This is a genomic window from Mangrovicoccus algicola (assembly GCF_014903745.1).
Classification (GTDB): Bacteria; Pseudomonadota; Alphaproteobacteria; order Rhodobacterales; family Rhodobacteraceae; genus Mangrovicoccus; species Mangrovicoccus algicola.
In genome coordinates, this window is the sequence record NZ_JACVXA010000027.1 from 55,980 (window position 1) to 62,424 (window position 6,445).

At 70.3% G+C, this 6,445-nt stretch carries 8 protein-coding genes; 1 reads left to right on the forward strand and 7 read right to left on the reverse strand.

The features are described 5' to 3' along the window. Positions 1-19 precede the first annotated feature (19 nt). From ccmB to ureC, 7 genes are all read right to left on the reverse strand, one after another. Complete coding sequence (ccmB, locus tag ICN82_RS10500; protein WP_193182445.1) at positions 20-676, reverse strand: heme exporter protein CcmB; 657 nt, start codon at positions 674-676, stop codon at positions 20-22. Further along, positions 673-1,287, reverse strand: a complete 615-nt coding sequence (ccmA, locus tag ICN82_RS10505; protein ID WP_193182447.1) for a heme ABC exporter ATP-binding protein CcmA — start codon at positions 1,285-1,287, stop codon at positions 673-675. The genes ccmB and ccmA overlap by 4 nt, the downstream gene beginning before the upstream one ends. Positions 1,288-1,529: 242 nt before the next feature. Further along, entirely contained in the window at positions 1,530-2,177 is a 648-nt protein-coding gene (ureG, locus tag ICN82_RS10510; protein ID WP_193182449.1) for an urease accessory protein UreG, read from the reverse strand. Between the two features lie 19 nt (positions 2,178-2,196). After that, on the reverse strand, positions 2,197-2,853 hold the full coding sequence (locus tag ICN82_RS10515) for an urease accessory protein UreF (RefSeq protein ID WP_193182451.1): 657 nt from the start codon (positions 2,851-2,853) through the stop codon (positions 2,197-2,199). Then, on the reverse strand, positions 2,831-3,403 hold the full coding sequence (locus ICN82_RS10520) for an urease accessory protein UreE (protein ID WP_193182453.1): 573 nt from the start codon (positions 3,401-3,403) through the stop codon (positions 2,831-2,833). The genes ICN82_RS10515 and ICN82_RS10520 overlap by 23 nt, the downstream gene beginning before the upstream one ends. 38 nt (positions 3,404-3,441) lie before the next feature. Continuing rightward, complete coding sequence (locus ICN82_RS10525; protein WP_193182455.1) at positions 3,442-3,699, reverse strand: hypothetical protein; 258 nt, start codon at positions 3,697-3,699, stop codon at positions 3,442-3,444. A 185-nt stretch (positions 3,700-3,884) separates the two neighbouring features. Further along, positions 3,885-5,594, reverse strand: a complete 1,710-nt coding sequence (gene ureC, locus ICN82_RS10530; protein WP_193182457.1) for an urease subunit alpha — start codon at positions 5,592-5,594, stop codon at positions 3,885-3,887. A gap of 197 nt (positions 5,595-5,791) precedes the next feature. On the opposite strand from ureC, the gene ICN82_RS10535 reads away from it, so the two are divergent. Next, positions 5,792-6,334 (forward strand): hypothetical protein, encoded by a 543-nt coding sequence (locus ICN82_RS10535; protein WP_193182459.1) that lies wholly within the window; start codon positions 5,792-5,794, stop codon positions 6,332-6,334. Positions 6,335-6,445: the final 111 nt, after the last annotated feature.

Consider the following 6,445-nt stretch of genomic DNA (forward strand, 5'->3'; position numbering starts at 1 on the left):
CGCACAATATCTCTGCCCTTCACCTGAGGTTGATCCGCAGCACCGCCGCTCCGGCGAAGGGCATTGCCGCCAGCACCCCGAGGCTCAGCGCGCAGAGCAGCATCAGGGGCGTGCCGGTCGCCAGCCCCTCCGCGCCGCGCCGCGCCACCTCGGCCCCGAAGATCAGCGTCGGCACGTAAAGCGGCAGCACCAGGAGCGACAGGAGCAGCCCGCCGCGTTTCATCCCCACGGTCAGCGCCGCGCCGAAGGCCCCGATCATCGACAGCGCGGGCGTCCCCGCGAGAAGCGAGACGCAAAGCCACAGGTAGCCGCCGGGCGCGAGGTTCAGAAGCACGCCCAGCGGCGCCGCCGCCAGGGTCAGCGGCAGCCCCGTGGTCAGCCAATGCGCGCCCGCCTTGGCCAGGATCACCCCCTCCAGAGGTAGCGGCGCCGTGGCCAGCAGCTCCAGCGTGCCGTCCTCGTGATCCAGCGCCAGCATCCGGTCCAGCGACAGAAGGCAGGCCAGGAGCGCGCCGATCCACAGGATGCCGGGCGCCACCTGCGCCAGCCGCCCGGTTCCGGGTCCCAGCGCGAAGGGCACGAGGATGGTGACGATCAGGAAGAAGGCCAGCGCCAGGCCGAAGCCGCCCCCCGCCCGCACGGCCAGCCTCAGATCCCGCCGCAGAAGGGCGATCACAGGAAGGCCTCGTCGAAATCCGAGACGCGGGCATCGGGGCGGGCGCGGTATCCGGCCAGGTCCAGCCGACGCGTGCCCGCCAGGCCCAGATCGATATGGGTGGCGATCACCGCGGCGCCGCCACCGCCCAGATGCGCCGCGATGGCGGCGGCGAACAGGGCCGTGCCCTCGGCATCCAGCGACACGGTGGGTTCGTCCAGCGCCCAGACCGGCCGCCCGCTGACCAGCAGCCGCGCAAGGCCCAGCCTGCGCTTCTGCCCCGCCGAGAGGAGCCCCGCCGGACGGTCGCGCAGCGGGTCCAGGGCAAAGGCCCCGAGCGCGGGGCCGATATCGCGCCTGCCGAAGACCGCCGCCCAGAACTGCAGGTTTTCCGCCACGCTCAGCTGCGCCTTGATCCCGTCGGCATGCCCGGCATAGGCGGTCGCCTCCATGCCCTCGACCCATCCCGCCAGGGGCGGCGCCAGGCCGGCGAGCACGCGCAGCAGGGTCGTCTTGCCGATGCCGTTGGGGCCGCGCAGCACCAGGGCCTCGCCCGCGTCCAGGGCGAAGGAGACGCCCTGGATCACGGGCACGCCGCCGCGGGCGCAGGTCAGGTCGGTCACGCGAAGCATCGGGATCCTGCTAGCCCAGCGGCGCCGGCGGGAAAAGCCCCGCCTTTGGTCTGCGTCGCCGCATGCGGGCCATGAAGGGCGCGGGCGAAGGTTGCGGGTTGCAACCTGCAACCGGTGCCGGGGCGCTCGGTGATTGCAACTTGCAACCAGCAACCTTCGAGGCGACGGGATCGAGGCACCGGAGGAAGACCCGCCGTCAGGACGATGCTTTCGCGCATCCTCCCCGCCCCGCGCCCGCAGGCTCAGCCGGGCGCCGCCACGGTCTCTTGCGGTTGCAGGGCAAGACCGCCCTCGCGCAGGATGAAATCGACGATCTCCTCCACGCCCGTCCCATGGCGCAGCTGCGCCATCACGAAGGGACGCCCGGCGCGGCCGCGCGCGGCGTCCTCCTCCAGCAGCTCGGTGGAGACGCCGACATGCGGCGCAAGGTCGGTCTTGTTGATGATCAGCAGGTCCGAGCGGGTGACCCCGGGCCCCTTCTTGCGCGGGATGTCCTGCCCGGCGGCCGTGTCGATGACATACAGCGTCAGATCCGCCAGTTCCGGCGAGAAGGTCGCCGCAAGATTGTCGCCGCCCGATTCGATCAGCACCAGGTCCAGGTCGGGAAATTGCCCGCGCAGGTCGGCCACCGCCGCCAGGTTGATCGAGGCATCCTCGCGGATCGCGGTATGCGGGCAGCCCCCCGTCTCGACGCCGCGGATGCGCTCGGCGGGCAGGACCTGGGCGCGCATCAGCGCCTCGGCATCCTCTCGGGTATAGATGTCGTTGGTGATCACCGCCATGGACAGCCGCGGCGCCAGGGCGCGGGCCAGCTGTTCGGTCAGGGTGGTCTTGCCTGCGCCCACCGGGCCGCCGATGCCCACGCGCAGCGGGCCGTTGATGCTTGCCATCGTCGTCTCCTTGCCGGTGTCAGCTGCGGAACAGCCGCACCTCCTGATGTTCATGTGCCATGGCCGCCAGATCGGCCAGCGGCGTCGCGGACCAAAGCGCCCCGTCCCCCGGATCCCGCGCCAGCTCCGCCGCCAGGGCGGCGATCGCGGGGGCCAGGCGGGCGATGACCTTCTGGCCTTCGGTCTGGCCCAGCGGGATCAGCCGCACGGCCCCCAGGACCAGATTGGCGGCAAAGCCCTGCAGATACAGCCCGATCACCGTTTCGGGCGCAAGCGACAGGCGCCGGGCCTGCAGCCCCACCGCCACGGGCAGCACCATTTCGGGCCAGTCCGTGCCCAGGATCGCATTGGTCGTGGCCAGGAAGGCACGCCCCTGGACCAGCGATTCCCGCGACCGTTCCGGCGCCGCCGCCAGGGCCCGGGCCAGGGCATCGGCCGCGGCGGGATCGCCGCCCGCCAGCACGCGCGCCAGCAGCACCGCGTCGCAGCGCCCGCTGCCATGGGAGACGAGATCGCCCAGCCAGTCCGCCAGCGCCGCGCCGTCGCGGATCACGCCGCTGGAGATCGCGTGTTCCAGCCCGTGGGAGAAGGCGAAGCTGCCCAGCGGAAAGGAGGGCGAGAGCCACTGGACCAGCGTCAGCAGGTCCTGCGGATCATCCGTGACGGGGCTGGCCATGATCGTGCGAATGCGCGTGGGAGTGATCGTGCGGATGCGCGTGGGAATGATCGTGCGGATGCGCGTGGGAGGGCCCGTGGTCGTGGCCGTCCTCCGGGCCGTGGGAATGGCCCATCGTGCGGCCATGGCCATAGGCGCCGCCCTCGGGGCGGAAAGGCGCGCTGATCTCCGTGACGGTTGCGCCCAGCTGGGCCAGCATCGCGACCAGCACGTGATCGTCGAGGATGCGCAGGCTTTCGGGGCGGATCTCGCAGGGGGTGTGGCGGTTGCCGATATGCCAGGCCAGGCGCGGCAGGTCGCCGGTGATCTCGGCCAGCGTCTCGGAGGCGGCGCGCACGGCGATGCGGGTGCCGTCCTGCAGGGCGAAGGCATCGCCTTCGTCCAAGCCGCGGGTTTCCGGCAGGTCGGCCAGGAAGGCGGTGCCGCCATCCGATACCAGGCGGCGGCGGCGCAGCAGGCGGTCGCCATAGGTCATGGAAATCGTGTCGTCGCCGGGCTGTGCGGCGGTCACGCCCTGCGCCAGGGGCAGGATGTCTCGGGTCTCGCTCATGGGCGGAGACTGCGCCCGGGCGCAGGGGAGTTCAAGGCTCAACTATTGGCGGCCCGGAAGGCGACGCGCGCGGCAAAGGCGGGAAACCGGTGGCGCATCACATAGGCCGGGATATCGGCCCGCGTGATGCCCAGCACCCGCAGCGCCACATCATCCAGCGTGTTGAGACGCAGCGCCGCGCGGCGGTGATGGCGCAGGAGCGCTGCGGGGTTCATCCCGAAGCCGAGTTCCGCCAGCGCATGGTCGAAATCGCGGTCGAGACCGGGCGGGTAGAGCACGAGGATCTGGGCCGTCATGGCGCGGCATTCTCCTGTCGCGGTCCGCGCCGCAGGACGGCGGCGCGGGTCTCTCCCCGGAGACAAGCCTATCACGCCCGCATTTCCCTTGCGTCACTCAGGCGCGGAATTTCTCCGGCAGACCGTCATCCGACCTTTATTTCAGCGGCTTGCCTTCATTTCGGGCAAAGAAGAAACCCCGGCGCTCAGAACATGAAATAGCGCTGCGCCATCGGCAGGACCTTCGCCGGTTCGCAGATCAGCAATTCGCCATCGGCGCGGACCTCGTAGGTCTCGGGATGGACCTCGATATGCGGCGTCGCGGCGTTCATGACCATGTCGGCCTTGCCGATATTGCGGGTGCCCTTCACCGCCACCGTGTCCTTGGCCAGGCCGAGCGCCCGGCCGATGCCGTCGGCCTGGGCGGCCTGGCTGACGAAGGTGACGGCCGAGCGCGCGACCGACCCGCCGAAGGCGCCCCACATCGGGCGGGTATAGACCGGCTGCGGCGTCGGGATCGAGGCGTTCGGATCGCCCATCTGCGCCACCGCGATCGTGCCGCCCAGCAGCACCATCTCGGGCTTGACCCCGAAGAAAGCGGGCGACCAGATCACCAGATCGGCGCGCTTGCCGACCTCGATCGAGCCGATCTCGTGGCTGATCCCGTGGGCGATGGCGGGGTTGATCGTGTATTTCGACACGAAGCGTTTCACCCGCACATTGTCGTTCTCGCCGGTTTCCTCGGCCAGACGCCCGCGCTGGACCTTCATCTTGTGGGCGGTCTGCCAGGTGCGGATGATCACCTCGCCCACCCGGCCCATGGCCTGGCTGTCGGAGGCGATGATCGACATGGCGCCCAGGTCATGCAGGATGTCTTCGGCGGCGATGGTTTCCTTGCGGATGCGGCTTTCGGCGAAGGCCACGTCCTCGGGGATCGACTTGTCCAGGTGATGGCAGACCATCAGCATGTCGAGGTGTTCCTCGAGCGTGTTGACCGTGTAGGGCCGCGTCGGGTTGGTCGAGGAGGGGATGACATTCGCCTCGCCCACGACCTTGAGGATGTCGGGCGCATGGCCGCCGCCCGCGCCCTCGGTATGGAAGGCATGGATCGTGCGGCCCTTGATCGCCGCCACGGTGTTTTCCACGAAGCCAGATTCGTTGAGCGTGTCGGTATGGATCATCACCTGCACGTCCATGTCGTCGGCCACCGACAGGCAGGTGTCGATCGCGCCCGGCGTGGTGCCCCAGTCCTCGTGAAGCTTCATCGCGCAGGCGCCCGCGCGGATCATCTCCACCAGCGGTTCGGGCTGCGAGGCATTGCCCTTGGCCGACAGCGCCAGGTTCATCGGAAACGCGTCGAAGGCCTGCAGCATCCGCGCGATATGCCACGATCCCGGCGTGCAGGTGGTGGCCAGCGTGCCATGGGCCGGGCCGGTGCCGCCGCCCAGCATCGTGGTCAGCCCCGAATGCAGCGCGTCGTCGATCTGCTGGGGGCAGATGAAATGGATATGGCTGTCGAAGCCGCCCGCCGTGACGATGCGCCCCTCGCCCGCGATCACCTCGGTGCCGGGACCGACGACGATGTCGACATTCGGCTGGGTGTCGGGATTGCCCGCCTTGCCGATCGCCGCGATGCGCCCGTCGCGCAGCCCGATATCGGCCTTGTAGATGCCGGTATGGTCGAGGATCAGCGCATTGGTGATGACCGTGTCGGCGGTGCCGCTGGCGCGGGTGGCCTGGGACTGGCCCATGCCGTCGCGGATCACCTTGCCGCCGCCGAACTTGACCTCCTCGCCATAGGTGGTCAGGTCGCGCTCCACCTCGATGACCAGCTCGGTATCGGCCAGCCGCACCCGGTCGCCGGTGGTGGGGCCGTACATGTCGGCATAGGCGGCGCGGGTGATCTTGGCGGGCATGGGGGGCTCCCTCGGCTGGGGTCTTGGTCGCGCCTACCTGACACGAAAGCCCCGCTGTTCCGCAAGGGGGCAGCCTTGCGGCAGGATGCAGCCCCGCCGCCCTGCCCGGAAAACGGGCAATGCGGCAGATCGGACGCGTTGCCCGTCCGCCCGGGCGGGGCTAGTCTCGGGGCGGACCGACAGACCGGAGCATTCGCATGTCCCTTCGCCCTGCCCTTCTTCTTGCCGCGCTCGGCCTTCTTGCCGCCTGCGACCAGCCTGCCGCCACCGGCGACGGCGCCGATGGCCCCGCCGCCGCGCCCGCCGCCGAAAGCAGCGATGCGCTGACCGCCGAGGTCCAGCGCCGCGCCGCCGCCATGTGCGATGCCGATCCCGCCCGGGCCGCCGAATGCGCCCCTGTCGTCGCCTGTTTCGGCGAAACCGGTCCCGCCCTGGTCGGGCGCAGCTACCAGAGCGAGGGCGGCCGCCTCTATGCCGAGGGCCCGTCGGGGATCACCTGCGCGGGGGATTTCCTGCCGACGATGAACCGCGCGGTCGCGCGGGTGCAGCTGAGCTGCTCCAACGGGCAGAAGGCGGATTTCCAGTTCCGCACCTCGAGCCCCGGCACGCTGCGCGGCGAGGCGGTGATGGAGGACGGCACCAAGCTGGAGATCTGGTCCGGCCGCAACATGTGGCGCGCCTTCGAGGCACCCGGAAATGCGGCGGGCCGTGCCTGCGTGAAGGCCGGGCTGGGGCTCTGAGCGTCTCGTGAAACGGGGGCGCCTCCGGCAGGAGACGCCCCCGTTGCAACGGCTAGGAAAGCCCGGCGCCTATTCCGTGGTGCCGGGTTTCGGCTTTGCCGGAGGGCTGCG

Bases quoted from the DNA above. Each gene is read 5' to 3' on its own strand.
- ureC (WP_193182457.1), bottom strand. From the start codon at position 5,594: ATGCCCGCCAAGATCACCCGCGCCGCCTATGCCGACATGTACGGCCCC.
- ICN82_RS10515 (WP_193182451.1), bottom strand. From the start codon at position 2,853: ATGGCCAGCCCCGTCACGGATGATCCGCAGGACCTGCTGACGCTGGTC.
- ICN82_RS10520 (WP_193182453.1), bottom strand. From the start codon at position 3,403: ATGAGCGAGACCCGAGACATCCTGCCCCTGGCGCAGGGCGTGACCGCC.
- ICN82_RS10525 (WP_193182455.1), bottom strand. From the start codon at position 3,699: ATGACGGCCCAGATCCTCGTGCTCTACCCGCCCGGTCTCGACCGCGAT.
- ureG (WP_193182449.1), bottom strand. From the start codon at position 2,177: ATGGCAAGCATCAACGGCCCGCTGCGCGTGGGCATCGGCGGCCCGGTG.
- ccmA (WP_193182447.1), bottom strand. From the start codon at position 1,287: ATGCTTCGCGTGACCGACCTGACCTGCGCCCGCGGCGGCGTGCCCGTG.
- ICN82_RS10535 (WP_193182459.1), top strand. From the start codon at position 5,792: ATGTCCCTTCGCCCTGCCCTTCTTCTTGCCGCGCTCGGCCTTCTTGCC.